25 protein-coding genes, 2 other RNA genes and 4 pseudogenes are annotated in these 26,950 nt (G+C 63.9%); 17 read left to right on the top strand and 14 right to left on the bottom strand.

Features of this window, described 5'->3' with window-relative positions:
• Positions 1–290 precede the first annotated feature (290 nt).
• The 5 genes from NX05_RS20375 to ahpC form a co-directional block, all read right to left on the bottom strand.
• The gene (locus NX05_RS20375; protein WP_039435860.1) at positions 291–1,259 is read right to left on the bottom strand and encodes a transaldolase; all 969 of its coding nucleotides are present in this window, start codon (positions 1,257–1,259) and stop codon (positions 291–293) included.
• A gap of 62 nt (positions 1,260–1,321) precedes the next feature.
• Positions 1,322–1,753 (bottom strand): nucleoside diphosphate kinase regulator, encoded by a 432-nt coding sequence (rnk, locus tag NX05_RS20380; RefSeq protein ID WP_010367396.1) that lies wholly within the window; start codon positions 1,751–1,753, stop codon positions 1,322–1,324.
• A 415-nt stretch (positions 1,754–2,168) separates the two neighbouring features.
• Positions 2,169–3,110 carry a LysR substrate-binding domain-containing protein gene (locus tag NX05_RS20385; RefSeq protein WP_010367395.1) on the bottom strand — a complete coding sequence of 314 codons (942 nt, stop codon included), beginning with the start codon at positions 3,108–3,110 and terminating at the stop codon, positions 2,169–2,171.
• A gap of 93 nt (positions 3,111–3,203) precedes the next feature.
• Complete coding sequence (gene ahpF, locus NX05_RS20390) at positions 3,204–4,796, bottom strand: alkyl hydroperoxide reductase subunit F (protein WP_039435863.1); 1,593 nt, start codon at positions 4,794–4,796, stop codon at positions 3,204–3,206.
• Positions 4,797–5,009: 213 nt separating this feature from the next.
• A complete protein-coding gene (gene ahpC / locus NX05_RS20395; RefSeq protein WP_010367393.1) occupies positions 5,010–5,573 on the bottom strand; it encodes an alkyl hydroperoxide reductase subunit C in 564 nt (187 codons plus the stop codon).
• 200 nt (positions 5,574–5,773) lie between these two features.
• On the opposite strand from ahpC, the gene prmC reads away from it, so the two are divergent.
• From prmC to pip, 7 genes are all read left to right on the top strand, one after another.
• On the top strand, positions 5,774–6,619 hold the full coding sequence (gene prmC / locus NX05_RS20400) for a peptide chain release factor N(5)-glutamine methyltransferase (RefSeq protein ID WP_039435866.1): 846 nt from the start codon (positions 5,774–5,776) through the stop codon (positions 6,617–6,619).
• A 61-nt stretch (positions 6,620–6,680) separates the two neighbouring features.
• Positions 6,681–6,757, top strand: a non-coding RNA gene (locus tag NX05_RS23355) — sX9 sRNA.
• Between the two features lie 149 nt (positions 6,758–6,906).
• Complete coding sequence (locus tag NX05_RS25115; protein ID WP_155282154.1) at positions 6,907–7,194, top strand: hypothetical protein; 288 nt, start codon at positions 6,907–6,909, stop codon at positions 7,192–7,194.
• Positions 7,195–7,505: 311 nt separating this feature from the next.
• Positions 7,506–7,853, top strand: coding sequence for a hypothetical protein (locus NX05_RS25120; RefSeq protein WP_039435869.1), 348 nt, complete (start codon positions 7,506–7,508; stop codon positions 7,851–7,853).
• A gap of 104 nt (positions 7,854–7,957) precedes the next feature.
• Positions 7,958–8,332, top strand: a complete 375-nt coding sequence (locus tag NX05_RS25125) for a hypothetical protein (RefSeq protein WP_230597887.1) — start codon at positions 7,958–7,960, stop codon at positions 8,330–8,332.
• The gene (locus tag NX05_RS20420) at positions 8,333–8,515 is read left to right on the top strand and encodes a hypothetical protein (RefSeq protein WP_230596050.1); all 183 of its coding nucleotides are present in this window, start codon (positions 8,333–8,335) and stop codon (positions 8,513–8,515) included.
• Positions 8,516–8,615: 100 nt separating this feature from the next.
• Positions 8,616–9,557: a prolyl aminopeptidase gene (gene pip, locus NX05_RS20425; protein WP_039435872.1), complete on the top strand. Its 942-nt coding sequence runs from the start codon at positions 8,616–8,618 to the stop codon at positions 9,555–9,557.
• Between the two features lie 211 nt (positions 9,558–9,768).
• Here pip and NX05_RS20430 read toward each other — a convergent pair whose 3' ends face one another.
• From NX05_RS20430 to NX05_RS20445, 4 genes are read right to left on the bottom strand one after another with little or no spacing between them, the layout of a single operon-like run.
• Positions 9,769–10,566: an N-formylglutamate amidohydrolase gene (locus NX05_RS20430; protein WP_039435875.1), complete on the bottom strand. Its 798-nt coding sequence runs from the start codon at positions 10,564–10,566 to the stop codon at positions 9,769–9,771.
• A complete protein-coding gene (locus NX05_RS20435; RefSeq protein ID WP_039435879.1) occupies positions 10,547–11,098 on the bottom strand; it encodes an NUDIX hydrolase in 552 nt (183 codons plus the stop codon). The genes NX05_RS20430 and NX05_RS20435 overlap by 20 nt, the downstream gene beginning before the upstream one ends.
• Entirely contained in the window at positions 11,095–12,081 is a 987-nt protein-coding gene (locus NX05_RS20440; protein WP_039435966.1) for a 5'-3' exonuclease, read from the bottom strand. The genes NX05_RS20435 and NX05_RS20440 overlap by 4 nt, the downstream gene beginning before the upstream one ends.
• Positions 12,078–12,653, bottom strand: coding sequence for a nitroreductase family protein (locus NX05_RS20445; RefSeq protein ID WP_010367372.1), 576 nt, complete (start codon positions 12,651–12,653; stop codon positions 12,078–12,080). The genes NX05_RS20440 and NX05_RS20445 overlap by 4 nt, the downstream gene beginning before the upstream one ends.
• 367 nt (positions 12,654–13,020) lie before the next feature.
• Between NX05_RS20445 and NX05_RS20450 the strand changes: the two genes are divergently transcribed.
• The 3 genes and pseudogenes from NX05_RS20450 to NX05_RS25410 all read left to right on the top strand — a co-directional run.
• Positions 13,021–15,372 carry a DUF1631 domain-containing protein gene (locus tag NX05_RS20450; protein ID WP_039435881.1) on the top strand — a complete coding sequence of 784 codons (2,352 nt, stop codon included), beginning with the start codon at positions 13,021–13,023 and terminating at the stop codon, positions 15,370–15,372.
• 144 nt (positions 15,373–15,516) lie between these two features.
• Positions 15,517–16,614: an NAD(P) transhydrogenase subunit alpha gene (locus tag NX05_RS20455; RefSeq protein ID WP_039435884.1), complete on the top strand. Its 1,098-nt coding sequence runs from the start codon at positions 15,517–15,519 to the stop codon at positions 16,612–16,614.
• 166 nt (positions 16,615–16,780) lie between these two features.
• Positions 16,781–16,904, top strand: a pseudogene (locus NX05_RS25410) (DUF4105 domain-containing protein); the annotation flags it as partial.
• A gap of 45 nt (positions 16,905–16,949) precedes the next feature.
• Here NX05_RS25410 and NX05_RS23360 read toward each other — a convergent pair.
• The 4 genes from NX05_RS23360 to NX05_RS20470 form a co-directional block, all read right to left on the bottom strand.
• A non-coding RNA gene (locus tag NX05_RS23360) (sX9 sRNA) lies at positions 16,950–17,022 on the bottom strand.
• 253 nt (positions 17,023–17,275) lie between these two features.
• Positions 17,276–17,767, bottom strand: a complete 492-nt coding sequence (locus NX05_RS20460; protein WP_010367367.1) for a DUF3106 domain-containing protein — start codon at positions 17,765–17,767, stop codon at positions 17,276–17,278.
• 5 nt (positions 17,768–17,772) lie between these two features.
• Positions 17,773–18,123: a hypothetical protein gene (locus NX05_RS20465; RefSeq protein WP_039435887.1), complete on the bottom strand. Its 351-nt coding sequence runs from the start codon at positions 18,121–18,123 to the stop codon at positions 17,773–17,775.
• Positions 18,120–18,683, bottom strand: coding sequence for an RNA polymerase sigma factor (locus tag NX05_RS20470; protein WP_010367363.1), 564 nt, complete (start codon positions 18,681–18,683; stop codon positions 18,120–18,122). Before NX05_RS20470 ends, NX05_RS20465 begins: the two co-directional genes overlap by 4 nt.
• Positions 18,684–18,806: 123 nt before the next feature.
• Between NX05_RS20470 and NX05_RS20475 the strand changes: the two are divergent.
• Together NX05_RS20475 and NX05_RS20480 are read left to right on the top strand one after the other, a co-directional pair.
• Positions 18,807–18,983, top strand: a pseudogene (locus tag NX05_RS20475) (proton-translocating transhydrogenase family protein); the annotation flags it as partial.
• Between the two features lie 90 nt (positions 18,984–19,073).
• Positions 19,074–19,385: pseudogene (locus tag NX05_RS20480) on the top strand (IS3 family transposase); the annotation flags it as partial.
• A 347-nt stretch (positions 19,386–19,732) separates the two neighbouring features.
• On the opposite strand, the gene NX05_RS20485 reads toward NX05_RS20480, so the two are convergent.
• Positions 19,733–20,152 (bottom strand): hypothetical protein, encoded by a 420-nt coding sequence (locus NX05_RS20485; RefSeq protein WP_010381522.1) that lies wholly within the window; start codon positions 20,150–20,152, stop codon positions 19,733–19,735.
• 186 nt (positions 20,153–20,338) lie between these two features.
• On the opposite strand from NX05_RS20485, the gene sufT reads away from it, so the two are divergent.
• From sufT to NX05_RS20510, 5 genes and pseudogenes are all read left to right on the top strand, one after another.
• A complete protein-coding gene (gene sufT, locus NX05_RS20490) occupies positions 20,339–20,893 on the top strand; it encodes a putative Fe-S cluster assembly protein SufT (RefSeq protein ID WP_039435890.1) in 555 nt (184 codons plus the stop codon).
• Positions 20,894–20,957: 64 nt separating this feature from the next.
• Positions 20,958–22,043, top strand: coding sequence for a branched-chain amino acid aminotransferase (locus tag NX05_RS20495; RefSeq protein WP_039435893.1), 1,086 nt, complete (start codon positions 20,958–20,960; stop codon positions 22,041–22,043).
• Positions 22,044–22,351: 308 nt separating this feature from the next.
• The gene (locus tag NX05_RS20500) at positions 22,352–24,085 is read left to right on the top strand and encodes a S8 family peptidase (RefSeq protein ID WP_039435895.1); all 1,734 of its coding nucleotides are present in this window, start codon (positions 22,352–22,354) and stop codon (positions 24,083–24,085) included.
• A gap of 240 nt (positions 24,086–24,325) precedes the next feature.
• A pseudogene (locus NX05_RS20505) lies at positions 24,326–24,883 on the top strand (S8 family serine peptidase); the annotation flags it as partial.
• Between the two features lie 340 nt (positions 24,884–25,223).
• A complete protein-coding gene (locus NX05_RS20510) occupies positions 25,224–26,921 on the top strand; it encodes a S8 family peptidase (RefSeq protein ID WP_039435898.1) in 1,698 nt (565 codons plus the stop codon).
• Positions 26,922–26,950 lie beyond the last annotated feature (29 nt).

Genomic DNA, 26,950 nt, shown 5'->3' on the forward strand with positions numbered 1-26,950 from the left:
TGGGTCTTGTGGTCGACCGTCTGTGTGCGTGGCATGTACAGCTGTGGCGCCAGCTGCAAGTTTCGATACAACTGTAGGTGCAGGCATGGACGCACTAGCAGATGCCGATATCGAGACGGTCCGATGAGGGTGGGCGAGGCATTGCGCGCTGGTGCCGCCGAGGATCTTTCAACATCTCTGCGAACTACGTGAATTCTGCCGTCAATCCCACCAACGCCAGACCCCACAAACGACAACGCCCACAGCCAGAAAGCTGCAGGCGTCGATGTTGCAGAACCACTTTGCTGCGATCAGCGGGCGAGCTTGTCGGCGATGGTCTTGCGCAGTGCGTGCAAGTCCTTGGCGAAGGTGTCGATGCCGCTGGCCAGTTTTTCGGTGGCCATCGGGTCGGCGGCCAGACCAGAAGCGAAGCTGTGGCTGTCGATCGGAGTGATCTGGGCGTTGCCGGCCTTGGCCGGCGAGAGCTTGCGCGGCAACTCGCCATGCTCGGCATCGAGCTTTTCCAGCAGGTCCGGCGAAATGGTCAGGCGGTCGCAACCGGCCAATGCTTCGATCTGCGCGGTAGAGCGGAACGAGGCGCCCATGACCACGGTGGACGAACCGCGCTGCTTGAACTCGTTGTAGACGGTACGCACGAACACCACACCCGGGTCTTCGTCGATGCTGGCCGGTGTCTGCCCCTGCGCCACGTAGTAATCCAGAATGCGGCCCACGAACGGCGAGATCAGAAACACGCCGGCTTCCGCACAGGCGAGTGCCTGCGAACGGTTGAAGATCAGCGTCAGGTTGCAGTCGATGCCGTCCAGCTGCAGCTGACGCGCAGCTTCGATGCCTTCCCAGGTCGCTGCGATCTTGATCAGGATCTTGTCTTTGGACACGCCGCGCTCGGCGTACATCGCAACGAACTTGCGTGCCTTGGCGATGGTGGCCTGGGTGTCGTATGCCAGGTCGGCATCGACCTCGGTGGAGACGCGGCCGGGCACCAGTGCGGACAACTTGACGCCCACGCCGATGGTGAGGCGGTCGGCCACTTCGTTGACGGTGGTGGTGCGATCGTCGCCGCCGTGTTCGCGACCCCAGGCCAGTTCACGCTCGAGCAGGTCCGAGTAGACAGGCAGATCCAGCGCTTTCTTGACCAGGGTGGGATTGGTGGTGCAGTCGACCGGCTGCAGGCGCTTGATGGCGTCGTAGTCACCGGTGTCGGCAACGACGACGGACAGTTCACGCAGCTGGGCGAGCTTGGAGGGGGATGCGGTCATGCGGGTTCTCTCGAATCGTGGAACGGGTCGGGGATAGGACGCAGCGCGCTACGTTAGCGCGCTCAGCGCCGGAAGTCGCCCGCGGCTGCAGGTTGGTCGTGCACGGCAGTCACACGCAGGCGCAGGTCACGCCCGTCAGGGGTGCGCCAATCGATGCTCTGGCCAACCGACAGGCCGAGCAGCGCACTACCGACCGGCGCAAGCACCGAGATGCGGCCGTGCTGCACATCGGCCTCATGCGGATACACGAGGGTGAGCGTATGCCGTTCGCCATGCAGTTGGTCTTCGCATTCGATGCGTGAGTGCATGGTGACAACATCGCCAGGAATCTGGTCGGGCGGCAGCACGCGGGCGCGGCCCAGTTCGTCGCTCAGCGCAGTAGCGGCGGGATGCTTGTTGAAGCTCGGCGAATCGAGCAATGCCTCAAGCCGGGCAAGGTCGTGGCTGGATACCAGAATGGATGGCGGCAAGCCGCTGTGGTGTTGCGAAGTCATGGCAGTCTCCTGACGAATACGGCTCGCCAACACGGCAAGCGGCACACGAGAGATGAGGGCGCCATGGGCGGATCGCAATACTGGGCCGCGCTGTGGAATTCCGCGGCGTCCGAGCGAGCCCGAGGTATCGCGCGCTAACCAATGATGCCGTGGCGACCTAGATGAGGATGCCGCTTCGATCAAGTGAGCGGTGATGCGGTAGAACGTATGCATGCCAGGCGCAACGTCCGCCGCTTGCTTGCTGTCGAGTGTTTCAAGCCAGCTCCACAACACAAAGGTTGTGCATGGCGTACCAGTAAACACCAGACAAACAAAAGGCGACACACTTGCGTCGCCTTCGTTCAATACCAGCAGTGTTGCATCAAGCGAGCGCAGCTGTGATGCGCCCGAATCCCGAATCCCGAATCCCGAATCCCTAAGCCGCAACCGCCTTCGGGCCGGTCGCAGCCTGATCCAGCGTGAACAGACTCTCGGGCAGTTCCTTGAACAGTTGCGATAGCTGCTCCAGAAACGCGGTCATCGCCGAGCTACGCCGCCAGGCCATGGCGATACGGCGGCTGGGCTGCTTGTCTTCGCGGAAGCGAATCAGGCGGATGTTTTCCGAACGTGCCACCGGCGGTTTGACTGCCAGCAGCGGCAACAAGGTGACGCCAACATTTGCCGCCACCATCTGCCGCAAGGTCTCCAGACTGGTGGCCTGAAATTCGGATTTTTCCATCGCGCCGGCTAGGTGGCACACATCCAGCGCCTGTTCGCGCAGGCAGTGACCATCTTCCAGCAGCAACAGGCGCTGCTCGGACAGATCGTCCAGCGTCATGCTGTCGTGACGCGACAGCGGGTGGCCTTCCGGCACCGCCAGCACGAAGGGTTCTTCGAACAGAAATTCGGCATGCAGCTGGTCGTCCTGCAATGGCAGCGCAAGCAATGCGGCATCCAGGCGGCCTTCGCGTAACTGGTGCATGAGCTGGTCGCTTTTTTCTTCGATCAGCAGCAGTTCCAGTCGTGGAAACCGCTGGCGGATGGCCGGCACCACATGCGGCAACAGATACGGCGCCAAGGTGGGGAAGATGCCCAGACGCACGGTCCCTGCTTCCGGATCCTGGCTGCGACGTGCAGCTTCCTTCATCTGTTCCACTTCGGCCACGATGCTGCGCGCACGCACAGCGGCTTCGCGGCCGGCCGGGGTCAGCATGACCTTGCGCGGCGCGCGCTCCACCAGCGAAACGCCGAGCTCCTCTTCGAGTTTCTTGATCTGGGTGGACAGCGTTGGCTGGCTCACGAAACACGCCGTCGCAGCGCGGCCGAAGTGCTTGTGGTCGGCCAGGGCTACCAGATATTTCAGGTCACGCAGATTCATATGCAGCCGCCTTCATTGCGGTGACGGGGAACGACTGGAGCGTGCTGCAAGCTTAGCGCCCGGGTTGGCCGGACGCTAAGCAGGCGTGTTCGCTTATGCGGCCTGCGCCACGCTGTCGGCGCTGGCCGGTGCGCTGGAGCGGATCAGGTGATCGAATGCGCTGAGGGCCGCTTTGGAACCTTCACCCATCGCGATCACGATCTGCTTGTACGGCACCGTGGTGGCATCGCCGGCGGCGAACACGCCCGGCACATCGGTCTGGCCACGGTCATCGACGATGATCTCGCCGCGCGGCGACAACGCCACCGTGCCACGCAGGAACTCGGTGTTGGGCAGCAGGCCGATCTGCACGAATACACCTTCCAGATCGATGTGCTGGATATCGCCGCCGGTGCGGTCCTTGTAGACCAGGCCGGTCACCTTCTGCCCGTCACCGAGCACTTCGGTGGTCTGCGCGCTGGTGATGATGCGCACGTTGTGCAGGCTGCGCAGCTTGCGTTGCAGCACCTCGTCGGCGCGCAGCTTGTCGTCGAATTCCACCAGCGTGACATGCGCCACGATGCCGGCCAGGTCGATCGCCGCTTCCACGCCGGAGTTGCCGCCGCCAATCACCGCCACACGCTTGCCCTTGAACAGTGGGCCGTCGCAATGCGGGCAATACGCCACGCCCTTGTTCTTGTACTGATCTTCGCCGGGTACATTCATCTGCCTCCAGCGCGCACCGGTGGAGAGGATCACGGTCTTGCTCTTGAGCGAAGCGCCATTGGCCAGCTTGATCTCGATCAGACCATCGGCACCGGCCGGAATCAGCTGCTCGGCGCGCTGCAGATTCATGATGTCCACGTCGTACTGGCGCACGTGCTGCTCGAGCGCGGCGGCCATCTTCGGGCCTTCGGTTTCCGGCACGGAGATGAAGTTTTCGATCGACATGGTGTCCAGTACCTGCCCACCAAAACGTTCGGCGGCCACACCAGTGCGGATGCCTTTGCGTGCGGCGTACACCGCCGCTGCAGAACCGGCCGGGCCACCGCCCACCACCAGCACGTCGAACGCCTCTTTCGCGGCAATCTTCGCAGCGTCGCGCTTGGCGGCGTTGGTGTCGAGCTTGGCGACGATCTGCTCCAGCGTCATGCGGCCTTGGTCGAACAGCTCACCATTCAAGTACACGGTGGGCACCGACATGATCTGGCGGGTTTCCACTTCGTCCTGGAACCAGGCACCGTCGATGGCCACGTGCTTGATGCGCGGGTTGAGCACGGCAGCCAGGTTCAGCGCCTGCACCACGTCCGGGCAATTCTGGCACGACAGCGAGAAATAGGTTTCGAACTGGTAGTCGCCATCCAGGTGCTGCACCTGCTCGATCAGCTCGGCAGCGGCCTTGGACGGGTGGCCGCCCACCTGTAGCAGCGCCAGCACCAGCGAGGTGAACTCGTGGCCCATCGGCAGCCCGGCAAAGCGCAGCGAGATGTCCTGGCCCGGTGTGGTCAGCGCGAACGACGGCTTGCGCTGGTCGTCGTCGCGATGGATGTCCAGGCTGATCTTATCCGACAGCAGCACCAGCTCTTCCAGCAGGTCGAGCATTTCGCGCGAGCCGGGGCTTTCGTCGATCGAGGCGTTGATTTGAATCGGCCGCGTTACCCGTTCCAGGTAGGCGGTCAGCTGGGTCTTGAGATTGGCATCCAACATGGAGAACTCCTGGGAATGGGCAAGGGGGGAGCGTGGCGTCGCTGCCGTGGGGCAAGTCGCCGGGAAGGAAGGGAGTGAACCGCAGCCGGCGCAAGGTCGGGATGCGTGCTGGCGATGGCTGGCGTGCAGCCCGGCACCGGCTCCGGTTCACCCCCGGCCCGTACGGGGCCGGAGATGCTCCGACCTGACGACAGGTCGGAGGTGACAGCCGGCTTAGATCTTGCCGACCAGGTCCAGCGACGGAGCCAGGGTCTTGGCGCCTTCCTTCCACTTGGCCGGGCAGACCTGGCCAGGATTGTTGGCCACGAACTGTGCCGCGGTCAGCTTGCGCAGCGTCTCGGTGACGTCGCGGGCGATGGAGTTGTCGTGGATTTCCAGGGTCTTGATCACGCCTTCCGGATTGATGATGAAGGTACCGCGCAGCGCCAGACCTTCTTCTTCAATGTGCACGCCAAAGGCGCGGGTCAGCTTGTGGGTCGGGTCGCCGATCAACGGGAACTTCGCCTTGCCCACGGCCGGTGAGGTTTCGTGCCACACCTTGTGCGAGAAGTGCGTGTCGGTAGTGACGATGTATACCTCAGCGCCAGCCTTCTGGAAGGCAGCATAGTTGTCGGCGGCGTCTTCCACTTCGGTCGGGCAGTTAAAGGTGAACGCGGCCGGCATGAAGATCAGCACGGACCACTTGCCCTTCAGGCTGGCCTCGGTGACTTCGATGAAGTTGCCGTTGTGGTACGCATTCGCCTTGAACGGCTGGACCTGAGTGTTGATAAGAGACATTGAGTTTCCTCGAGCGATGAAGGGGGCGGGTGATGGAACAGTGGCCATAGTAGGGAGGAACGATAGATTCCTCAAATCGATTAATGGAATTGTATAGATAGGATTGGACTATCAACTTTTCAGACGGCATCTAGCGCAACCGTGGCGTACGCCATCGTCGATAATGGCCAGCCGATGTTGCGCATAAGTGAACAGCCCGTATGTCCGACGATTTCGCTGCCATTCCCGCCGATCAGGTGCTGCGACGCGCCGCTGAGCGGATTGAACGCTGCGATGCCGAAGCGCTGCTGCTGCATGCGCTCGGGCGTGATCGCGCCTGGTTGTTCATGCACGGGCGCGATGCGGTGCCTCTATCGGTCGCGCAGGCTTTCGAGGCGTCGGTGCAGCGCCGCGAGGCGGGCGAGCCGGTCGCCTACCTGACTGGCTCGCGCGGATTCTGGACGCTGGACCTGGCCGTCTCGCCGGCCACGCTGATCCCGCGTGCTGACACCGAGCTGCTGGTAGAGCTGGCACTGGAGCGCTTCGACACTCGCCCCGGCCGTCGAGCCGCCGATCTGGGCACCGGCAGCGGCGCGATTGCGCTGGCCATCTCCAGCGAACGTCCGCAGGCGCAGGTGATCGCCACCGATGCCAGCGCAGCGGCGTTGGCGATGGCCCGGCGTAATGCCCACAAGCACGACTTGCGCAATGTCGATTTCCGCCTAGGTCACTGGTTCTGGCCATTGGCTGGCGAGGCCTTCGACCTGATCGCCAGCAACCCGCCGTATATCGCCGCGCACGACCCGCATCTGCAGCAGGGCGATCTGCGTTACGAACCGGCCAGCGCGCTGGCTTCTGGCAGCGACGGGCTGGACGATATCCGCCTGATCGTGGCCGACGCGCCTGCGCATCTGCTGCCTGGCGGCTGGCTGCTGCTGGAACATGGGTGGGACCAGGGGGCTGTGGTGCGGGCATTGCTCGCCGCAGCCGGTTTCGACACGGTAGCGACCTATCGAGACCTTGAGGCGCGTGACCGGGTCACACTAGGGCGCAAACCGCGGGCCTAAGAGCAGCTAGCAAAAGGACTGCGCAGCCGCCAGACGGGCGTGGCCGGTGCTCGGAATCGGCATCTACCACTCGTACGCTGCGGTTCTGAGTGCGCCGTCCGCGCCCACCTGACAGCTGCTCGCTACGTTTTGTCAGCCGCTCTAAGTCTGCGGCGCTGGCCTACAGCTCGCCCGTAACAGTGCCGCACATGGATGTCCCGTGGTGCCCATCCGCGGCCGCTCGTTCACCATTCCCACTCATACGCCCTGCCGCACCACTTGCGGCTTATCCCCCTGAGGACGATCGAATGAAACTGCACCATTTGGCCGCTGCTGCCATCATGCCCCTGGCTGCTGCGACCACCGCCGGCTGTTCGAAAGGTATCGATGTCGGCAACGATGGCGCAACCGGTCACCTCAATCCGCATCCGGCGAAGCGCTACGAGGTCATCGCTACGTCTCACGCTCCTGGGCCGTGGGATTCTTTCGAAGGTGCATATATCGGGTATGACGTCATTAATACTGAATGCGTGCCGATGATTCCCTTAATTGGCGAACAGCGTGTGCCACTGGGATGTAACGAGCGTGGGCGTTAGCGCGATAGCGCAAGGTGTGAGGTTTGCATGGGACGGGTTGCTAGACGAGCTTCTACGTGGCAGTCCTGAGACCAGTTACTTCAAGAAGAATGTGTACGGAGGCCGGGCTTTTTCTCGCGATGGAGCACCTAGTTATTCTCCTCTTCGACCAGAGTACGAAAGCAGCCCGGATGATTTCTTTCCAGTAACCATCGCTATCAAGGAAGCTAAGCCATGAAAGTAAACGATCAGGTCCTCGCCGATGCCGCCAATGACTCATATGCTAATCGGTTGCAAAGTGATGTCGAAAAAAAAATAATAAGTACGTTTCCTTGGATGGTTGGAAATACCAGCTGTTTGGTTATGCGAATAATGCTGCGGGTGGGTTTCACGCAACCGCATATCAGAATGTAGCAACGGGTGAGGTTGTAATTGCTTACCGCGGTACCGACCCAGGTTTATTTTCTGGCGAAACCAAGTCAGAAAGAGCGGGCCATGCGCTTACTACGCTGCAGGACATTGCAGTCGACGCCAAGATGGTGCGCGACACGCTCAATACGCAAAAGCCCGCAGCCGATGCATTCACCGCGGAGATGATCGCCAAGGCGGCGCACAGGGTATTCCAAAGAGCCAGGTATTCGCTACCGGCCACTCGCTGGGCGGCGCAGTCGCGGAAATAGAGGCCGCCAAGTACAGCCTGCGCGGTGCTACGTACAACGCTTTCGGTGCGGTCGAGCTGATTGACGGCCAGCCGCGGCCGGGCTTCCAACTCACCAATTACCGCATGGCCGGCGACGTGGTGAGCGCGGCTAGCCCACACTTGGGCGAGGTGGTGTCGCTGGCTAGCAAAGAGGATATCCATAGCCTGCGTGCCGGCCGGTATCTGGATGCGCCGGCCGGGTCGGCGCCGCCCAACGCATTGCTCGCGATGCGGCTGAGCGACCACGGTTTTGTCCGATGCGCATCGCGCGCCTCAAGCCCATGGACAAGGCATCGCCGCGCTGTCGGCGTCAGATCAGGCCATGTTTGCGCGCATCCGTCAGGACGCACCAACGTAGGCGACGCGCATGTTGCGCAGGCAATGCTCGACGCCAAACGCAATGGCATCACCGATGCCGGCAAGATTGACCGCGTGGCAATGGTCGGCGACACCATGTGAGTGGCCGGCACCACCCAGGGTTTTCGCGCCGCCACGGATCTATCGCAGCAGCCAGCACCGATGCATGCCACGTTGCAGCAAGCGCAGGCGCTCAATCAGCAACGTGAGCAGCAGGTGGCGATGGATGCACAGCAACGCCAGCAGGATGGCGCCGGCGCCCGAGGCGCGCCGGCAATGGTCTAGCCATTTCGGCGCCGCGGACGCCGCAAGTAATTGCAACCTGCGCAAGCAGGTCGGCGTGCTCTAACCTGGGTAAAATCCAGGTCTTTGAGTCGGAGCCACCATGCGCACCCTCTATCCCGAGATCACGCCCTACGAACAGGGCAGCCTGAAGGTCGACGACCGCCACACGCTGTATTTTGAGCAATGCGGTAATCCGCAAGGCAAGCCGGTGGTGATGTTGCATGGCGGCCCGGGCGGCGGCTGCAACGACAAGATGCGGCGTTTCCACGACCCGGCCAAGTACCGCATCGTATTGTTCGATCAGCGCGGTTCCGGCCGCTCCACGCCGCATGCCGATCTGGTCGACAACACCACCTGGGATCTGGTGGCTGATATCGAACGGCTACGCACGCATTTGGGCATCGACCGTTGGCAGGTGTTCGGCGGCAGTTGGGGCTCCACGCTCGCACTGGCTTACGCGCAGACTCATCCGCAACAGGTTGCCGAGCTGGTGCTGCGCGGCATTTTTCTGCTGCGGCGCTTCGAGCTGGAATGGTTCTATCAGCAAGGCGCCAGCCGTCTCTTTCCGGATGCGTGGGAGCACTACATCAACGCGATTCCGCCGGTGGAACGTGCCGATCTGATGTCCGCATTCCATCGCCGCCTCACCAGCGATGACGAAGCTACCCGTCTGGCGGCAGCCAAGGCCTGGAGCGTGTGGGAAGGCGCCACCAGCTTTCTGCATGTGGACGAGGATTTTGTCACCGGGCACGAGGACGCGCATTTCGCCCTGGCGTTCGCACGCATCGAAAATCATTACTTCGTCAACGGTGGTTTTTTCGAGGTCGAAGATCAGTTGCTGCGCGACGCGCATCGCATCGCCGACATTCCCGGTGTGATCGTGCACGGCCGCTACGATGTGGTCTGCCCGCTGCAAAGCGCCTGGGACCTGCACAAGGTGTGGCCGAAGGCGCAGTTGCAGATCAGCCCGGCGTCCGGGCATTCGGCGTTCGAACCGGAGAATGTGGATGCGCTGGTGCGTGCAACCGACGGGTTTGCGTAAGTGATTGCTTTGACATCGACCAGAGTTCGCTTTGGTCGATGTGCATGATCACTCTGCGGGACGCGCTCAGGCGCGATGACATACACATGACGTGTAGAAGCGCGCTTGCGCGCGATGCGGCATTACCGGCAACGCTTCATCGCGCGCAAGCGCGCTCCTACAGACTGCTGATGTGCAACGCGCTGGCGATGCCGCCGCCAATCGCCGCCATTCAATGCACCAGCAGTGCATCCGCCAGCGGCGGCAGGATGCGCGCCAAGCGCGCTGCCCACGCCTGTTGTCCGGCCGCATCGGCAATCAGGTCCTGGCGAATTTCCAGTTCCACATGCAGCAGGCCGCGGCCTTCCCCGTACACCGGGATCGCATAATCGGTGGCGTCGCTGACTGCATAAGGCTGGTTGTCGCCCACCACCAGGTCGGGTTCGTCACGCAACGCCTGCAATAGGCAATGTGCCAGCCGCGTGTCGCGGTGATACAGCACGCCGGCGTGCCACGGGCGCGCATTGCCGGCCATGACCGGTGTAAAGCTGTGCATCGACACCAATAGTGTCGGCTGATTACGCTGTGCACGTGCATCCAGTTCGGCAGCGATACGTGCGTGATACGGCGCGAAAATTGCATCGATGCGCTGCTGGCGGCCGCTGGCTGTCAGCTGCTGGTTGCCTGGAATCGATGTGCCATCACTCACAGTCGGCATCAGGCTGGGTGCTTCGTGCGGGCGGTTGCAATCGATCACTAGGCGCGAATAGGTCTGTGCGATGGCGAAGGCATCCAGCGCATCGGCCAACAAACGGGTGACGTCAGCGATGCCGATATCCCAGCCGATATGGCGATCAAGTTCATGCTGCGGTAGGCCCAGCTTGGCCAGCCGCGCCGGCACGCGTTGACCTGCATGGTCGGCGATCAACAACCACGGTGATGCGGCCTGCGCGTTGTGCACGGTGAAGGGCACCGGATCATCGGCGCTGAGCAACGGTTGGATTGCAGCTTCAATCACGCGGGGTGCCATCCAGTGCGTGATCGACCAGATACAGGCCTGCCCACAGCTTGGGATCCATCTGATAGCCCTCGGCCATCTTCTGCACCAGCCAGGCACCGACCTGCGTAAGTGGGATTTCGTGCACGGTGATGTCTTCGCTGGCATCGCCACCGCCTTCGCCGACCTTGCGCAGACCGGTAGCACGCACGAAGGCGATCTTCTCGCTGCTGGCACCGGCCGAGGTGGGGCCAATCATCAGCACTTCGGCGTGTTCGGCAGTCCAGCCGGTTTCTTCTTCCAGTTCGCGAATGGCCGACAGTTCGATTGACTCATCGGCATGTACATCGCCCACCAGCCCAGCCGGCATTTCGATGGTGCGCGCCTGCAGCGGCACGCGGAACTGTTCGACGAACAACATCGCATCTTCCGGCGTCACTGCCACGATGATCGCGGCCAGGCCGCCGGCATGCACGCGCTCGGAATACTCCCAGGTGCCACGCACGACCATGCGCTGATACTTGCCTTCGTAAACCACGGTGGCCGGTGTGTCGTGTCGGTTCATGGGTGCGGACCTTGTGCAAGGGAAGCGGGAAGGGACGGTGCGTGCGCGCCGGTGCTTGCAGCCAGCAGACGGCGCCGGGTGAGCGGGCCGAAGCGCAAGCTCTCGCACAGGCCGGTCAGCATGTCTGCATCGGCGTGCGCACGTGTGAAGCCGGTGTCGGTGAGCGCCAGCGGCGCATCGAGCGCAATGGTGGTGAGCTGCCGCCACAGCAGTGCGTGTTCGCGTTGCTCGCGCAGCCGCACTGCCATTTGCGCAGCGCCGCGCAGGCGCAGGAAGGGGATCTCGTCGATGCGCTCCAGCAGCGCATTCAGGCTACCGAAATGCGCCAGCAGCACCGCCGCTGATTTGGCTCCGATGCCGGTGACGCCTGGGATGTTGTCGATGGCATCGCCGCACAACGCCAGGTAGTCGGCGATCTGGTGTGCATGCACGCCATGGCGCGCCTTCACCCCGTGCATGTCCCAGCGCTTGTTGCGCGCGTAATCCCACTGTTCGTCGTGCTCAAGCAATAGCTGCGACAAGTCCTTGTCGGCCGATACGATCACCCCACGCACGCCATGCGCGCGCACGCTGTGCAGTGCGCTGCCGATCAGGTCGTCGGCCTCGTAATCGCGGTGGGCCAGCACGCTCAGCCCCAGCGCTGCGCACAGCGCCTTGCAGTGCGCGAACTGGCGGCGCAACGCATCCGGCGCAGGCGTGCGGTTGCCTTTGTAGGCCGGGTAGATCGCGTGCCGAAAGCAGCTGTCCAGCGCTTCGTCGAAGGCGATGGTGATGTGCTGCGGGTCTTCGCGTTCGAGCAAGTCCAGCAGAAAACGCGCAAACCCATGTACTGCATTGGTCGGCCAGCCTTGTGCATCCTGGAATTCGTCCGGGATGGAATGCCAGGCACGGAACACGTACAGGCTGGCATCCACCAGATACAGCGGAGTTGGACGTGGGGTCGCCGGGGGTGCAGAGTCGAGCGGAATGGTCGGTGTGGTCACGGTGTCCAATCGCGCAGCAACGCACGTGGGTCCGGGCGCTCGCGTTCGGGTACCTGCATGCGTGGCGTACCGATATGGATGAAGCCGACGATGCGTTCGTTGTCTTCCAGCCCCAGATAGCCGGTGACCGCCGGGTCGTAGGCCATCCACGCGCTCAACCACTGCGCGCCGAAGCCATGCGCCTGCGCCGCCTGCAGCAGCGCGAAACAGACGCAGCCGGCGGTGAGCAGTTGCTCCTGCACGGGCACCTTGTGTTCCGGGCGCAGCGAGGCAATCACCACGATCACCACCGGCGCGTCGGCGAAGCGCCCCCGTTCCTTGGCAATGGCGGCCGGCGAGGCCAGCGGGTCGGCGGCCAGAGTGCGCTCGGCGAGGAAATCGCCCAGCGCGTCGCGCGCGTCGCCACTGATGCGCAAAAAGCGGAACGGCACCAGTTTGCCGTGGTCGGGCACGCGCACTGCCGAGGTGAGCATGCGCAGCAGGCTGTCTTCATCCGGCCCGGGCGCACCGAGTTGTTTGGAGGGAACCGAACGGCGCGCGTCCAGCGCCTGGAGTGAATATGGCGGGTGCATAAATCCGGGTCGGGGCAACGAGGCATTGAAGTATAGACGGCCCCCTTCCTAACGCTTGCCGCATCACGGTCCGAACAGTCCGTGGCGATGGCGTAATGCGACGTGTGCGGATGTTCCGGAGGAGCTCGCCACGCGGAAGGCTTAACCCGCGCAGGCGGATCATGCTCACGGGCAAGCTGCACCGCAGCACAGCGCGCTAGGATGGCTGCCTGACACGCAAACCCAGGGCGGTCACGAGTAAAGTGAGATATAAGTCACACTCAATAAGCGAACTAACCGCCTACCATGCGAAGGCGGAATCTGGGGCCGCATCTATTTTTACTCGTTTGAAAATTTTCACGCCTGCAGAGGCGGGGAGCCTTTGCGCATGACTTTTCAGCCCAGTCCGTCGGGACACCCGGGCCGTGACCAACGCTTGCTCGAAAAGGCGCATGACGTGTTCGTGCCCGCGCTTGCGCAGGTTTTTGCTGCTGCAGTCGCGCATTTTGACGATGTGCTGTTCGACCGTGCCGAATCTGCTGGCGCGTCGCAGCTGCTGTTTCTCGATGGCATGCGCGAATTGCGCCGCAAGCGCGAGGAAGTTGCCAACCAATTTCGCCAACAGCTCGAAGACGGCTGGCAGGCGCTGGTGCTGGGCACGCCGTTGTCGGCCGAAGTGGTGCTGGCCGGCGACATGGGAACCGGCCCGCTGAGTCTGGTGCCCGAGCACGTGTTGGAATCGCGGCTAGCAGTGCGCAATCTGGCTACCGTGCTGTTGCGCGATTTCAAGCAGGTGCTGGCGCGGGTCGACCGCCGCCTGGGCTGGATCGCCGGTGGGCTGGAATTAATGGCCGACACCAATCCGATTGGCCCGGAACATCTGGGCGTGGCGATTCACGAAGCCTTCGCCACCTGCGACCTGGCGCCGGAAGTGCGGCTGGTGCTGATCAAGCTGTGCGAGCGCGATCTGGCCGAGCCGATCGGCAAGTTGTATGTGCGCCTGGACGAGACCCTGGCCAAGGCCGGCGTGATGCCGGAGATTTCGCATGCCAAGCGTGCGCCACGCATGCAGCCACGTGGCGAGACGCCGGAAGAGCGCGCGCAGGCCCAGGCCCAGGGAGGTCATGCTGAGATGGGCGGCGACGACCAGGGCGATCAGTACGCACCGGCCTGGGCCAACCGGTTTCTTGACCGCTGGGCGCATAGCCGCGGCCGTATGCAGGCCGCAACGCAGCGCGGCCATGCCGATGGCGGCAGTGCGGGCGACATGGACGGCGAGGCCGATCATCCGGGCGGTAGCCAGGGCATGCTGCTGGAAGCGTTGCACGAGTTGCTGCAGCAAACCCGCAGCGTGCGCGACACCGCCGCTTCTGCTGCCACGGTCGCGGTAGGCCAGCAGCGCCCGTTGAGCCAGCGCGAAATGATGTCGGTGCTGTCGCTGCTGCAGGCCACGCCCAGCGCGACGCTGCAGGCGGCCATCGGCGATGACGACGAATCGCTGGCGCAGCGGTTGAAGAACGAGGTGCTGTCCAGCGCCACGCGGCTGGGCGTGGACCCGGCCACGGCAAAACTCGATCCGATGGACGAAGATGCCATCGACCTGGTCGGCATGCTGTTCGACGTGATGCTGGACGAGCGCGATCTGGAAAATCGTTCGCGCGAAATGATCGGCCGCCTGGTGGTGCCGTTCGTCAAGGTCGCGCTGCTGGACCGCAAGATGTTCGTGCAAAAGACCCACCCCGCACGGCGTCTGCTCAACTCGTTGGCGGAAGCCTGCGAAGGCAACAACGGCGACAGCGCTGCCGAGCGCGTGCTGATGGGCAAGGTCGAAGAAATCGTTGACCGCCTGGTCGCCGAGTTCAACGAGAACCTCGCGATCTTCCTCACGCTGGAAGAAGAATTCCGCGACTTCCTGTCACAGCACCGGCGTCGTGTGGAAATTGCCGAACGTCGCGCCACCGAAACCCAACGTGGCCAGGAAAAGCTGGAACTGGCCCGCAGCCGCGCGCTGTCGGAGCTGGAGCAGCGCGTGCCCGAAGATGCCGGCCTTCCCAAGGCCGTGGAAGATTTCCTGCGCCAGCCGTGGCTGCACCATCTGACCATGGCGATCCTGCGCGACGGCGATGAAGGTGCGGGCACCATCGAGGCGCTGGCAGTGGCCGATGGCGTGCTGGAAGAACTGGCTGAAGCGCGCCGGCATATCGTCGGCAAGCCGTGGCTGCAGGTCTGGCAGCCGGCATTGCACCGCGTGTTCGCCAGCGTGGGTCTGCACGGCGATGCGGTGGTGGTGGCCATCACCGCGCTGCACGACACCTTGCAGGCGATTGCCGAAGCGCGCCCGGAACTGGAAAAAGCCCTGCCGGAACTGCCGCAGGTCAATCTGCCGCCGCCGGCTGCCGAAAGCGTCAGCGTGTTGCTCGGCGCCGAAGCGGTGGCGCAGAGCATCGGCAGCGCCGATTCCGAACGTTTCCGTGCGATGGATATCGGCACCTGGCTGGATTTCGTCGACAAGGACGGCAAGGTGCAGGCGGGCAAGCTGTCGTGGGTGAGCCCGATCTCGCAGCGTCTGCTGTTCGTCAATCGGCGCGGCGTGCGTTTCTGCGTCGCTTCGCCGGAAGAGCTGGCAGTGATGGTGCGCCTGGGCCGGCTGCGCGAGCACATCAACGACGGCGCCTTCGACAGCGCGATGCAGGGCGTGATCGACCGGCTGGACCCGCTGCACAACAACACGGTGCATTGAGCGACTAACCCGCATGTGCAGCCGGAACGCTGCGCATTGCGGTTGGCAAGCACGTGTTGCGCCGGAAAGCGTGGTCACTGGCAACGGCGTAGGCGCTGCGCTCTGCTAGCATCGCCGCGACTGGGCGCAAGACCGGAGCAACGCATGGCTGTGCAGGTGCTGGTGCTGAAAGAATGGGCCGATGGCGAACGCCGCGTTGCCGCGACGCCGGAAACGGTCAAGAAACTGGTCGCGCTTGGTGCCGGCGTATGGATCGAACCGGATGCCGGCCGTGCCAGCAGCATGGACGATGCGGCATATCTGCAAGCAGGTGCGCAGCCTGCCGGCGTCGATGCCGTGGCGCAGGCCGATGTGGTGCTGTGCGTGCAGGCGCCCTCCACTGAAATATTGCTTCAGTGCAAGCCACAGGCGGTGATGATTGGCATGCTGGCGCCGGACGCGGATCCGGCGCGTGCGCAGGCCTTTGCCGCGCGCGAGTTGATCGCATTTCCACTGGAGCGCCTGCCGCGCACCACGCGTGCGCAATCGATGGACGTGCTGAGTTCGCAGGCTGGCATGGCCGGCTACAAAGCCGTGCTGATTGCCGCGCAACTGGCGCCGCGCTTTTTCCCGATGCTGACGACTGCGGCTGGCACCATGCGCCCGTGCAAGGTGCTGGTGATCGGCGCAGGTGTGGCCGGCCTGCAGGCGATTGCTACCGCAAAACGACTTGGTGCACAGGTGGAAGGCTTCGATGTGCGGCCAGAAACGCGTGAGCAGATCGCCTCGCTGGGCGCGCGGTTTCTGGACCTGGGCGTGAGCGCGGCCGGCGAAGGCGGTTACGCGCGCCAGCTCACCGATGACGAACGCGCCGAACAGCAACGCCGTCTGGCTGAGCATCTCAAAGGCATGGATGTAGTGGTATGTACCGCCGCGCTTCCAGGCCGACCAGCGCCAAAGATCGTGACCATCGAGATGGCGCGCGGCATGCGCGCCGGCAGCGTGATTGTGGATCTTGCGGCGGAAACCGGTGGGAACTGTGCGGCCACCCGCCCGGGCGAGACCTATGATTTTGAAGGCGTAGTCATCGCGGGCCCGCTCAATCTGGCCAGCCAGGGCGCCGTGCATGCCAGCGAGATGTTCGCGCGTAACGTGTACGCATTCGCCACCTTGTTGATCAAGGAAGGTGCGTTGGTCTTCGATTGGAATGATGAGTTGCTGGCGAAGACGCGGTGGTCGGCGCAGGCGACGGCCACCAGCTAAGCGGCGCAGCAGCGCATCGCAGGCAATCCGCTAAGCGCGATGCGCAGCGCATCGTGAGCAGTGGTCGGGCGGGTGCGGATGACCTGCAAGTCATCTGATCTTGTGGCGCGCAGATCTGTTGCGGTTCGAGTTAGAGCAAAGAGGTGGCGGCTCTATTTGCGCCAACCAAAATTGGGCGTTGGTCATCATCTGCAGAGCCGCGTTCGTGGTTCCGGGCAGTGTCGTGGTGGTGGATGCAGCCGCGCCAGGGCCGCACGTGGGCCGACAATGTCGATGTCGCCCAGCGTCTGTGCTCAAACACACGTTGCAGCGCTGTGCGCTACCCGACTTAGAGCGGCAACAAAACATAGCGAGCAGCTGTCGGGTGGGCGTGGGCGGCGCGCAGGAACTGCAGTGTACGAGTTACATGCCGATTCCGAGCACCGGCCACGCCCGCCTGGCGGCTGCGCAGTCGCTCTGTTAGCTGGTCTTACATGTCCCACTTGCCGCACGGTTGTACGACGAAACATACGGTGTACGCACGGCTGCCGTTAGCGGCGGTGGCACTGCACATCGCGGATGCCCCGCAACGGATGGATGGCGATGGTCGATGAGACGCAATGCACGGCGCCTAATCGATCGCAATCGCCCTATGTATCCGCTGCAGAGCTCCAGGCAAACATCAGTCCTCAACCGGCGGATGCTCGCGTAACCAAGTGCTGCGCTCGGCCGGGCTCATCTTCTGCCAGCGTTGCTGCAGTTCGTTGCGCTGCTGCGGGTTAAGCGTGCGCATGCGGTCGAACAAGGCCTTGGCTTCGCGGCGTTGATCAGGTGTCATGTTGCGGAAGCGGTCCATGCCGGCCTTAGCCTGCTTACGCTGCTCGGGCGTCATGTCCAGCCAGCGGCGAGCATGCCGGTACATCTTTGGGCGTTCTTCGGGCACGTCGTTCCAGCGCTCGCGCAGCGCATCGATCATGACCTGGCGCTGCTGCTGGGTCAGTTGGTCCCACTCAGGCATCGGGGTTTCGTCACGCGGGCCCTGGCTGCGCGGGCCAGGGCCGTCCATGGGCGGGCCCGGCGGCGGAGGTCCGGGCGGGTGGTCCTGGGCCAGCGTCAAGGCGCACGGCCCGGCGCACAGCAACAGGGTCAACAGCAGGCGGGTGGTGTGGGTCATCGTGCTTATTCCATGGCCAGGGCGGTGTCGGACCCAAGCCAGACGTAGAGGTCCGGGTTCTGGGTCAGCAGGTCGTCTGTATCGGTGGTGGCGCTGGTGCTGGCAACTAACTGGGTGGGCGCGGCGCCAGACGGGGCGCGCTCGCTCGGACCCAATTGCAGGCCAATGCCGATTGCCAGCAGGCCCGAGCACGCGGTAGCCAGTAACCAGTAGCCGCGCCGGCTGCGCGTGGTGGCCGACGCGTGACGGGCCCGACACAGGCGCGCCAATGTCTGCGGCGGCAGGCTGGTCAGCGCGGTGGCATGCAGCTGGCGCAGCTGCGCATCCAGACGGGCGGGGTCGTAGGAGCGGTTCACAGGAAATCCTCAAACTGTTTTTGCAGCGCGTCGCGCGCACGCGACAGGTGGGTTTTGACCGAGCCCTCGGAGCAGCCCATCGCCTTGGCGGTGGTGGCCACGTCCAGATCTTCGAGCACGCGCAGGGTGAATGCTTCGCGCTGGCGTGCCGGCAATGTGCGCAGTGCATCGACCAGCCGTTGGTAGGCCTGTTGATGCTGTTGTTCGTCGACCGGCCCGGTGCCGTGGGCGGCCCAGTCGATCGGGCCTTCGTCGTCGGCACGCTCGGCCGGCGCCCAGAATTTCAGGCGAAAGCTGCGCCGTCGCTGCAGGTCGATGATGCGGCTGCGCAGGATGCTCCAGAACAGCGGCGTCCATTCTTCGGCTGGCCTCTCGCGATAGCCCAGCAGCTTCACCATGGCGTCCTGCACCGCGTCCAGGGCATCTTCGCGGTGTCGCAAGCCGGCCTCGGCAAAACGGAACGCACGCGGCCCGATGCCGGCCAGAAAGGCATCCAGCGAAACCGGCACGGTGGCGGCCGGTGCGGCAGGTTGTGGATCGAAAGGGGTTCCCACCAACACAGCGTAGCTTCCGCGAAGACGATACGACGTCAACGGGCGAGCACGGATTCGGTTGACAGGCGCCTGCACGTGCGCGGCGTGGGTATGACCGGCGAGCCGCACCGGCCAGTGGAGCGAAAGACGATGAGCGACGGTTTCGTAGCGCTGTACATCTTCATGCTGGCGGCCATCGCCGGCCACGTGATCATCTCGCGGGTGCCGGTGATCCTGCATACGCCGTTGATGTCCGGTTCCAACTTCATCCACGGCATCGTGCTGGTCGGCGCGATGGTGGTGCTTGGGCATGCCGACACCACGCTCTTGAGTCAACAGCCGGGTTAGTCGAAGGCGCGATGCCCTCAAAGTTGCTGGTTGTTTTGCTAAAGAACGAGGCCGCCGCGTTAGCCCGCCGACGCGCGGCCGATGATCCACTCTGACCAGGGATGGCATTACCAGCACGAGACCTACCGGCGTATGCTCGAAAAGCACTCTCTGCAACAAAGCATGTCCCGACGCGGCAACTGCTTGGACAACGCGGCCATGGAGAGCTTCTTCGGGACGCTGAAATCAGAATTCTTCTACTTGAACAGCTTTGACAGCATCGAAGGCCTGGAAGCCGGGCTGGTGGAGTACATCAGGTACTACAACGCACACCGGATCAAGCTGAACTTGAAGGGTCTGAGCCCGGTCACGGACCGGGAACAAGCCAGGCTGGCCGTCTGATCGCCCAACTGTCCAGCTTTTGGGGGTCACTTCACCCTGGGGGCTCGATGGCGGCATCCATGCTGCCAACGGTCCCGCAAGCGGTGAGGGCACCGCGCCAGACAGTTGACTGGTGCTTTATTGAAGAACAGAGGCACCGCGCCAGCGCGGCCAGTCATTGTTAGTGGCTTTGTTGAAAACTCTGCGCAACGACCAACTTGGTGGTCCTTGCCCGGCTACCGTCGCAGGACCCTTGGCGGCATGGATGCCGCCAAGGAGGCTACACGGACGTACTTGCGGCGTGTCCCGCGATGGTGGGCGGGCAAGCGCCCTGCAGCAAACTGGCAGCGCTTTTCAGCGCGCCCGGCTCAGCGCGCGGCCCACCACGCCACGAGCAGGGCGGCAACGTAGCAAAGTAAGTCGAAGCCGTTGTTGGCCAGTTGCAGCAGGGTCCAGGCCAGGCCGGTGCCCATCTTCTGGGCCGAGGTCCATGGGTCCAGGCCGAGCGGTCCGCCCAGTTGGGCCGAGGCGATGCCCCAGTTGGTGCCGATGATGATCAGCGCCGTCGTCACCACAGCCACGCCGATGCGCAAGCGGCCGGCGTGCAGGGTGCCCAGGCGCAGCATCCAGACGATCTCCAGCGCCGCGACCACGGCCATCCAGCCGGCCTGGTTGCCCAGCGCGAGTGCGATGAGCAGCCAGGCGATGAGGGCGGTGACGCATCCCAGCAGCAGGAGCGGGGGCCAGAGCCAGTGGGCAGTTCTGGCGGACGCGGTGGTGGGCGGCATTGGAGCTCCTGAGAGTGCACACATGATAAAGCGCGCGCCGGCATTTGCGGCGCACCGCTCGCCACGGCAGTGCGGCTGATGGAATGCAGCATCGTCGTCGCTGGGCGCGGTGGCAGGCGGCGATGCCATCGTGGTCGGCTAGAATGGCCGACTTGCGCGCGACCTGCGCGGCCCCATATCCAGCCCATGTACTCCCGTAGCAGCGAACCCGTCCAGTTCGAACGCGATTGCGATGCCGTCATGGTGCCGCAGGGCGATTCGGTGACCCTGCCCGCAGGCAGTTACGGCTATATCACCCAGGCGCTGGGTGGTAGCTACACCGTCTTCGTCGAAGGCAGCTTGTTCCGCATTGCCGGCAAGGATGGCGATGCGATCGGCAAGGAGCCGCCGCCCGGGCTGGAATTGCCAGCCAACGCCAGCGATGAAGAGGTGGAAGCGCTGGTGTGGCAGCAGCTGCGCACCTGCTTCGACCCGGAAATTCCGTTCAATATCGTCGACCTGGGCCTGGTCTACGAAGCGGTGGTCAGCCATCGCGAAGAAGACAACCAGCGCCGGGTCGACGTCAAGATGACGCTCACCGCGCCCGGTTGCGGCATGGGCGAGATCCTGGTCGACGACGTGCGCAGTAAGGTCGAAATGATCCCGACCATTGCCGAAGCCGATGTCGAGTTGGTGTTCGACCCGCCGTGGGGCCGGCATATGATGTCCGAAGCGGCCCGTCTCGAGACCGGCATGCTCTGATCGTCACGCGCCATGTCCACGATGTGGCGCTGCGTCCTTTCGCCCGCCATACAGGAATCTCCCGGTGTCCGTGTCCTTCGCTTCCACCCGTTCTCCGTCGCCGCGCAGCGCCGACGAACTGTCCGTGATCCTGGCTGCGCCCGGTTTCGGGCTGCATTTCACCGACCACATGGTCGCCATTTCCTGGAACAACGAGCAGGGCTGGCATGACGCACAAGTGCGTGCGTATGGCCCGCTGCAGCTAGATCCGGCCGCCTCGGTGCTGCATTACGGCCAGGAAATCTTCGAAGGCATCAAGGCCTACCGGCATGCCGATGGCTCGATCTGGACCTTCCGCCCGCAAGCCAATGGCGAGCGCTTGCAGCGTTCGGCGCGCCGTCTGGCGCTGCCGGAATTGCCGGTGGACCTGTTCGTCGAATCGCTGCGCCAGCTGGTCGCTGTGGACGACAACTGGGTGCCGTCGGCTCCGGAAACCAGCCTGTATTTCCGCCCGTTCATGATTGCCGATGAGGCGTTCCTGGGCGTGCGTGCGGCGCACAAGGCGTCGTACTACGTGATCGCCAGCCCGGCCGGCCCGTACTTCGCCAAGGGCGTGGCGCCGGTGTCGATCTGGCTGTCAACCGAGTACGCACGTGCCGCAAAGGGCGGTACCGGTGCAGCCAAGTGCGGTGGCAACTACGCCGCCTCGTTGCTGCCGCAGCAGAAGGCCTATGCGCAGGGCTGCTCGCAGGTGCTGTTCCTGGACCCGGTGGAAGGCAAGTACATCGAAGAACTGGGCGGCATGAACGTGTTCCTGGTCTACAGGGACGGCACGTTGGTGACCCCGGAACTGTCCGGCAGCATCCTGGAAGGCATTACCCGCGACAGCATCCTGCAACTGGCCCGCGACCGCGGCATGCCGGTGATCGAGCGCAAGGTTGCTATCGACGAGTGGAAGCAGGGCGTGGCTTCCGGTGAGATCACCGAGGTGTTCGCCTGCGGCACGGCGGCGGTGGTGACCCCGATCGGTGAATTGAAGGGTGATGGCTTTGCGGTCGGCGATCTGTCCGCGCCGGCGGGCGAGGTGACCATGTCGCTGCGCCAGGAGTTGACTGACATCCAATACGGACGCGTGCCGGATCGCCACGGCTGGCTGGTGCGTTTGTCGTAAGACGACATAGTTCGTCAAACAAAGGCCTCCGTGTATCAGCACGGGGGCTTTTTTGTTTGCGCGCCCAGCAAAAGCACATGTTTCGAACCGGAAAGGCGTCGAATTCAGTATGCGTTATTCGTGATTCGCATCGCACAATTGAAGTTTATTTCAGAAATTACCAATTATGTATTTTCCAGTTTGATTTTATTGAGATAGGTTTGCTGAACGGATCGATAACAGCGGAGGTCCGTGGCACTGGGGCGGTCGCCGTCGCGACGGTTTCGGAACTACCGCTTCGGCGGTTCTCTTGACTGGAATGGAATTCTATGTATAACGCGTCGCTTCGTTCGCGCCACCGTGCGCTCTGCATCCTGGGTGCCTCGGCACTTACCTCCCTGTTGCTGGCAACGCCGGCTTTTGCTGGTGATGTCTACCTCGATGGCCTGGCTACTGCGCAGACCCACCAGAAGTTCATCGTGACCTACAAGAACGGCAGCAGCGCGCTGAGCAGTCCGAGCGTGTTGACCAGCTCTTTGCGCACCGCGGCGCGTGCGCTGCCGGCAAAGGCCGGCAAGCCGCTGGGCTTGAACAGCGTGCGTCGCCTGGCAGTGGGACCGGAGCTGGTGCAGGCCGATCGCGCGCTGGATCGCGCCGAAGCCGAAACCCTGATGCGCCAACTGGCCGCCGACCCCAATGTGCAGAGCGTGGAAGTGGACCAGATGCTGCACGCCGTGTTGACCCCCAACGACACTCGCCTATCCGAGCAATGGGCCTTCGGCACCACCAACGCCGGTCTCAACATCCGCCCAGCCTGGGATAAGTCCACCGGTGCCAACGTGGTGGTTGCGGTGATCGATACCGGCATCGTCAGCCACCCCGACCTCGACGCCAATATCCTGCCCGGCTACGACTTCATCAGCGATGCCACCGCCGCGCGTGACGGCAATGGGCGCGACAACAATCCCGCGGACGAAGGCGACTGGAACTCGACCACTGGCTGCACCACGTCCAACTCCAGCTGGCACGGGACCCATGTCGCCGGCACGGTGGCGGCGGTGACCAACAACACCACCGGTGTGGCCGGTACTGCGTTTAACGCCAAGGTGGTGCCGGTCCGCGTGCTGGGCCGTTGCGGTGGTTCGCTGTCGGATATCGCCGACGCCATCATTTGGGCGTCCGGCGGCAGCGTCAGCGGTGTGCCGGCCAATACCAGCGTGGCCGAAGTCATCAACATGTCGCTGGGCGGCGGCGGCACCTGTTCGTCCACGATGCAGAGCGCGATCAACGGCGCGGTCTCGCGTGGCACAACGGTAGTGGTGGCGGCAGGCAACAGTGCCGCCAACGTGTCCGGTTCGTTGCCGGCCAACTGCGCCAATGTGATCGCGGTGGCAGCCACCACCTCGGCCGGTGCCAAGGCCAGCTATTCCAACTTCGGTGCCGGGATCGATGTCTCCGCACCGGGGTCGGGCATTCTTTCCACGCTCAATAGCGGCACCACCACGCCGGGCAATGCCAGCTACGCCTCGTACAACGGCACCTCGATGGCGGCGCCACATGTCGCTGGCGTGGTGGCGCTGGTGCAGTCGGTTGCGCCGACCACGTTGACGCCTGCTGCAGTGGAAACGCTGCTGAAGAACACCGCGCGCGCCTTGCCGGGTGCCTGTTCGGGCGGTTGCGGTGCGGGCCTTGTCGATGCCGATGCGGCAGTGACGGCGGCCATCGCCGGCAGCAACGGCGGTGGTGGTGGCGGAACCGGCAATACCCTGACCAATGGCATGCCGGTGACCGGTCTTGGCGCATCCGCAGGTGCAGAGTTGAACTACACCATCACGGTGCCGGCCGGCAGCGGCACGCTGACGGTGACCACCAGCGGCGGTAGCGGCGATGCAGACCTGTACGTGCGGGCCGGTAGCGCGCCGACCGACACCGTTTACGCCTGCCGTCCGTACCTGGATGGCAACAACGAAACCTGCAACATCACGTCGCCATCGGGCATCTACTACGTGCGGATCAAGGCCTACAGCACGTTCTCCGGTGTGACCCTGACAGCGAGCTACTAACGCGCGATCGCTAGGTGCGTTCCCTGGCCACGCCGCCAGGGGACGCCTGTTCTCTTCGCTTCACCTCATCTGCAATGTCTCGTAAAGGTCTGCCGTTCGGCAGGCGCAGGCGAGCTGTTGCCGCTCGGCCGGAATGGACACCGGTCAGTCGTTTCCACGGGCCTGGCGCCCTTGCAGTTATCAGCCCGATCCGCAGCGTGCAGGAAGACTCGGTCCTCTCGCCGCAGCTGCGGCACCTCCATGTGGGCCTCGGGTGGCACTGTGTCCGGCGTGCCGGCCAATGCCAATCCGGCCGAAGTGATCAACATGTCGCTAGGCGGTAGCGGCACCTGCTCGAGCAGTTGCCAGAACGCGATCAATGGCGCGGTGTCGCGTGGCACCACCGTGGTGGTGGCTGCCGGCAACAGCAATGCCAACGTGGCCAACTTCACCCCGGCCAGCTGCGCCAATGTGATTGCTGTTGCGTCGATCACCTCGGCCGGCGCGCGTTCGAGCTTCTCCAACCTCGGCACCGGCATCGACATCTCCGGCCCGGGTTCGGCGATCCTGTCGACCTTGAACAGCGGCACCACCACGCCGGGTTCGGCCAGCTACGCCAGCTATAACGGCACCTCGATGGCGGCCCCACATGTGGCCGGCGTAGTGGCGCTGGTGCAGTCGGTCGCTAGCCGCCCGCTGACGCCGACGGCGGTGAAAACGCTGTTGAAGAACACCGCACGTCCGCTGCCGGGCGCTTGCCCGGGCGGCTGCGGCGCCGGCATCGTCAACGCGGCCGGCGCGGTCAGCCAGACCCCGTAAGATGGCGCCGACGACTTGGATGCCGGCCCGTGCCGGTATTGTGTCGGGTCTTCCCCGACGCCACTGTCGGTGGTTTAAAGCCTGCATTGCCCCGCTTTGCGCGGGGCAATGTGCGTCTGGGCAGCGGCAATCGCCGGGCCGCCATCTAGGGCTGGCAGCAATGGCTGAACGAAGCGCACGCCAGTGCAGGATGGCTACTTCAGTGTGTCCAATGGAACGCCGATAGCCACCCCACGTGAGGCACGGACGTATGCATGCCCACGCATCAGGTAACGGCGTATCGCAGTGGCGTTAGCGCGTTGCCATCCGGGTTGCCAGGTCCTTGGGGAGGGATGGATTCATGTCGTATCACGTAGTTAGCGCGCTGCGCCGCGTCGCATTCGTCTGTGCGTTGTCATGCACGTTTCATGCCGCCGCTGGCGAGGTCAGTCTGCAAGGGCTGAATTCCAGCAGCACACATCAGCGTTTCATCGTCAGCTACAAGAACAGCGTCGGCAGCAGCCGGGTGACCGGGTTGTCTGCGCCATGGGGCGACATCGCGCGTGCCGTGCCGGAAGCGCACGGACGTGCGCTGGGTTTGTCGGCCACGCGCCGGCTCAGTGGCGGACCGATGTTGCTGGTGGCCAATCGCAAGCTGGATCGCGTGGATTCGGAAAGCCTGATGCGGCGCCTGGCCGCGGATCCTGCCGTCAAACGCGTGGAAGTGGACATCCTGATGCGGCCATTGCTGGTTCCGAACGACCCCGGCGTGCCGCAGCAGTGGGCGATGGGCGCGACCGCGGCCAGCCTCAACATCCGTCCGGCCTGGGACCGTTCCACCGGCAAAGGCATCGTGGTGGCGGTGATCGACACCGGCATCACTAATCATCCGGACCTCGCAGCGAACGTGCTGCCCGGCTATGACTTCATCGTCGACCCGGCCACTGCGCGCGATGGCAATGCGCGCGATGCCACCGCGACCGACCAGGGCGACTGGGCCGCCGCCAACGAATGCGGGCCCGGTGCATCAGCGAGCAATTCCAGCTGGCACGGCACGCATGTGGCAGGCATCGTGGCGGCGGTGGGCAACAACGCGGTGGGCGTGGTCGGGACCGCGTTCAACGCCAAGATTCTGCCGTTGCGGGTGCTGGGCCGATGCGGCGGCTACATGTCCGATATCGCCGATGCGATCGTGTGGGCAGCCGGCGGCAAGGTCAACGGCGTGCCGGCCAATCCTAATCCGGCCACGGTGATCAATCTGTCGCTGGGCGGCCCCGGCACATGCTCGGCCACGTTGAACAACGCCATCACCGCGGCGGTGACGCGTGGCAGCGCGGTGGTGGTGGCCGCTGGCAACAGCAATATGGATGTCTCCACCAGCGTGCCGGCCAATTGTGCAAATGTGATCGCGGTGGCGGCCACCACCTCGGCCGGCGCCAAGGCCAGCTTCTCCAACTTCGGCAACGGCGTGGATATCGCCGCGCCCGGGCAATCGATCGTGTCCACGCTCAATACCGGAACCACGGTGCCGGGCAATCCAGCGTATGCGGTGTATAGCGGTACCTCGATGGCAGCGCCGCATGTGGCCGGGGTGGTGGCGCTGATGCAGTCGGTGGCCTTGAATCCGCTGACGCCGGCAACGGTGAAAGCTTTGCTCAAGGCCAGCGCACGGCCATTGCCGGTGGCCTGCACGCAGGGGTGCGGGGCAGGGCTGGTGGATGCCGACGGCGCGGTGGCGGCAGTAATCGCTTCGACCACGTTGACCAGGAATGTGGCACGCACCGGGCTGAGCGCAGCGCTTTCGGATTCGCTGTATTACCAGGTCAATGTGCCCGCAGGCACACGTTCGCTCAAGCTCACGCTCGCCGGTGGCAGTGGCAATGCCGATCTTTCGGTACGTGCGGGTGCGCTACCGACCGATGCCGCTTACAGCTGCCGCAGCATGTTGCCGGGCAATGGCGACAGTTGCACGCTGGCCGCGCCCGCAGCAGGCGTTTATTACGTTCGCTTGAAGGCAACGCTGGGCTATTCCGGCGTGAGCGTCACCGCGGCGTATTGAGTGATCTCGGCGCGCTGCTGCTGGCGCGC

Source organism: Xanthomonas vasicola (assembly GCF_000772705.2).
Taxonomy (GTDB): domain Bacteria; phylum Pseudomonadota; class Gammaproteobacteria; order Xanthomonadales; family Xanthomonadaceae; genus Xanthomonas; species Xanthomonas vasicola.

Excerpts from the sequence above, each read along its gene's own strand:
- NX05_RS20375 (WP_039435860.1), bottom strand. The coding sequence starts at position 1,259 with ATGACCGCATCCCCCTCCAAGCTCGCCCAGCTGCGTGAACTGTCCGTC.
- rnk (WP_010367396.1), bottom strand. The coding sequence starts at position 1,753 with ATGACTTCGCAACACCACAGCGGCTTGCCGCCATCCATTCTGGTATCC.
- NX05_RS20385 (WP_010367395.1), bottom strand. The coding sequence starts at position 3,110 with ATGAATCTGCGTGACCTGAAATATCTGGTAGCCCTGGCCGACCACAAG.
- ahpF (WP_039435863.1), bottom strand. The coding sequence starts at position 4,796 with ATGTTGGATGCCAATCTCAAGACCCAGCTGACCGCCTACCTGGAACGG.
- ahpC (WP_010367393.1), bottom strand. The coding sequence starts at position 5,573 with ATGTCTCTTATCAACACTCAGGTCCAGCCGTTCAAGGCGAATGCGTAC.
- prmC (WP_039435866.1), top strand. The coding sequence starts at position 5,774 with ATGTCCGACGATTTCGCTGCCATTCCCGCCGATCAGGTGCTGCGACGC.
- NX05_RS25115 (WP_155282154.1), top strand. The coding sequence starts at position 6,907 with ATGAAACTGCACCATTTGGCCGCTGCTGCCATCATGCCCCTGGCTGCT.
- NX05_RS25125 (WP_230597887.1), top strand. The coding sequence starts at position 7,958 with ATGGCCGGCGACGTGGTGAGCGCGGCTAGCCCACACTTGGGCGAGGTG.
- pip (WP_039435872.1), top strand. The coding sequence starts at position 8,616 with ATGCGCACCCTCTATCCCGAGATCACGCCCTACGAACAGGGCAGCCTG.
- NX05_RS20430 (WP_039435875.1), bottom strand. The coding sequence starts at position 10,566 with ATGGCACCCCGCGTGATTGAAGCTGCAATCCAACCGTTGCTCAGCGCC.
- NX05_RS20435 (WP_039435879.1), bottom strand. The coding sequence starts at position 11,098 with ATGAACCGACACGACACACCGGCCACCGTGGTTTACGAAGGCAAGTAT.
- NX05_RS20445 (WP_010367372.1), bottom strand. The coding sequence starts at position 12,653 with ATGCACCCGCCATATTCACTCCAGGCGCTGGACGCGCGCCGTTCGGTT.
- NX05_RS20450 (WP_039435881.1), top strand. The coding sequence starts at position 13,021 with ATGACTTTTCAGCCCAGTCCGTCGGGACACCCGGGCCGTGACCAACGC.
- NX05_RS20455 (WP_039435884.1), top strand. The coding sequence starts at position 15,517 with ATGGCTGTGCAGGTGCTGGTGCTGAAAGAATGGGCCGATGGCGAACGC.
- NX05_RS20460 (WP_010367367.1), bottom strand. The coding sequence starts at position 17,767 with ATGACCCACACCACCCGCCTGCTGTTGACCCTGTTGCTGTGCGCCGGG.
- NX05_RS20485 (WP_010381522.1), bottom strand. The coding sequence starts at position 20,152 with ATGCCGCCCACCACCGCGTCCGCCAGAACTGCCCACTGGCTCTGGCCC.
- sufT (WP_039435890.1), top strand. The coding sequence starts at position 20,339 with ATGTACTCCCGTAGCAGCGAACCCGTCCAGTTCGAACGCGATTGCGAT.
- NX05_RS20500 (WP_039435895.1), top strand. The coding sequence starts at position 22,352 with ATGTATAACGCGTCGCTTCGTTCGCGCCACCGTGCGCTCTGCATCCTG.
- NX05_RS20510 (WP_039435898.1), top strand. The coding sequence starts at position 25,224 with ATGTCGTATCACGTAGTTAGCGCGCTGCGCCGCGTCGCATTCGTCTGT.